Here is a 1,288-nt window from a genome sequence, read left to right as displayed (position 1 = left end):
GACTCTTGGGGGAGATAAGCCTGTTATCCCCGGGGTAGCTTTTATCCGTTGAGCGATGGCCCTTCCATGCGGAACCACCGGATCACTAAGCCCGACTTTCGTCCCTGCTCGACTTGTAGGTCTCGCAGTCAAGCTCCCTTGTGCCTTTACACTCTACGAATGATTTCCAACCATTCTGAGGGAACCTTTGGGCGCCTCCGTTACTCTTTAGGAGGCGACCGCCCCAGTCAAACTGCCCACCTGACACTGTCTCCCACCCCGATAAGGGGCGCGGGTTAGAATTTCAATACAGCCAGGGTAGTATCCCACCAACGCCTCCACCGAAGCTGGCGCTCCGGCTTCTCAGGCTCCTACCTATCCTGTACAAGCTGTACCAAAATTCAATATCAGGCTGCAGTAAAGCTCCACGGGGTCTTTCCGTCCTGTCGCGGGTAACCTGCATCTTCACAGGTACTATAATTTCACCGAGTCTCTCGTTGAGACAGTGCCCAGATCGTTACACCTTTCGTGCGGGTCGGAACTTACCCGACAAGGAATTTCGCTACCTTAGGACCGTTATAGTTACGGCCGCCGTTTACTGGGGCTTCGGTTCAAAGCTTCGCTTGCGCTAACCTCTCCCCTTAACCTTCCAGCACCGGGCAGGTGTCAGCCCCTATACTTCGCCTTGCGGCTTCGCAGAGACCTGTGTTTTTGCTAAACAGTCGCCTGGGCCTATTCACTGCGGCTTTTCTGGGCTATTCACCCTAAAAAGCACCCCTTCTCCCGAAGTTACGGGGTCATTTTGCCGAGTTCCTTAACGAGAGTTCTCTCGCACACCTTAGGATTCTCTCCTCGCCTACCTGTGTCGGTTTGCGGTACGGGCACCTTACATCTCACTAGAGGCTTTTCTTGGCAGCGTGGAATCAGGAACTTCGGTACTATATTTCCCTCGCCATCACAGCTCCGCCTTAATGGAAACGGGATTTGCCTCGTTTCCGGCCTAACTGCTTGGACGCGCATATCCAACAGCGCGCTTACCCTATCCTTCTGCGTCCCCCCATCGTTCAAACGATGTATAGGTGGTACAGGAATATCAACCTGTTGTCCATCGCCTACGCCTTTCGGCCTCGGCTTAGGTCCCGACTAACCCTGAGCGGACGAGCCTTCCTCAGGAAACCTTAGGCATTCGGTGGAAGGGATTCTCACCCTTCTTTCGCTACTCATACCGGCATTCTCACTTCTAAGCGCTCCACCAGTCCTTCCGGTCTGACTTCAACGCCCTTAGAACGCTCTCCTACCATCGACACCC

At 54.2% G+C, this 1,288-nt stretch carries 1 rRNA gene and 2 other annotated features (1 of these 3 only partly in view); the gene reads right to left on the bottom strand.

The window, feature by feature from the left end:
* Positions 1-28 precede the first annotated feature (28 nt).
* Positions 29-411, bottom strand: a sequence feature (23S ribosomal RNA rRNA prediction is too short).
* A gap of 46 nt (positions 412-457) precedes the next feature.
* Positions 458-1,203: a sequence feature (23S ribosomal RNA rRNA prediction is too short), on the bottom strand.
* Positions 1,204-1,219: 16 nt separating this feature from the next.
* Positions 1,220-1,288 (bottom strand): 16S ribosomal RNA (locus tag ACSR9O_RS27270); it runs 1,559 nt beyond the window's last position.

Source organism: Peribacillus sp. B65 (assembly GCF_058513295.1).
Note: the sequence above shows the minus strand (reverse complement) of the source record. Positions and strands in the feature narration are given on the sequence as shown.